Genomic DNA, 661 nt, shown 5'->3' with positions numbered 1-661 from the left:
CGCGATCCAGCGCCTGGCCCAGATGGCCAGAGCGGCCGGCATTCACGTGATCCTGGCGACCCAGCGGCCGTCGGTGGACGTGGTCACCGGTACGATCAAGGCCAACTTCCCGACCCGGATCTCGTTCCAGGTCACGTCGAAGATCGACAGCCGCACGATCCTGGGCGAGATGGGGGCCGAGCAGCTCTTGGGCCAGGGCGACATGCTGTACATGGCCGGCGGCGGGCGGATCACCCGGGTGCACGGGCCGTTCTGCTCGGACGAGGAGGTCGAGAAGGTGGTGGCGCATCTCAAGCGCCAGGGCCGGCCGCAGTACCTGGAGGCGGTCACGGCCGAGGAGGACGAGGGCGGGGCCGCGGGGGCGGACGCGCCGGTGTTCGACCAGGGCGAGTTCGGCGCGCCGGGCGGGGATCTGTACGATCAGGCGGTGGCCGTGGTGCTGCGCGACAAGAAGGCGTCGACGAGCTACATCCAGCGCCGGCTCCAGATCGGCTACAACCGCGCCGCCTCGCTCATGGAGCGCATGGAGCACGAGGGCATCGTCGGTCCCGCTAACCACGCCGGTAAACGCGAGATTTTGCTTGAATCTCCTGGGATGGGAGACGATTAAGGCTCCTGAGCATCGGGACCCAAAAGTGGACTTGCACTTTTGGATTCATCT

The 661-nt window shown here is 67.0% G+C and carries 1 protein-coding gene; it reads left to right on the top strand.

Features of this window, described 5'->3' with window-relative positions:
- The coding region (locus ACYVOK_RS36185) for a DNA translocase FtsK (RefSeq protein ID WP_460667137.1) at positions 1-610 on the top strand (610 nt) is incomplete at its 5' end.
- Positions 611-661 lie beyond the last annotated feature (51 nt).

This window comes from Kribbella swartbergensis, assembly GCF_054784135.1.
The sequence above is the reverse complement of the archived record's forward strand: the minus strand, read 5'-3'. Positions and strand labels throughout refer to the sequence as shown.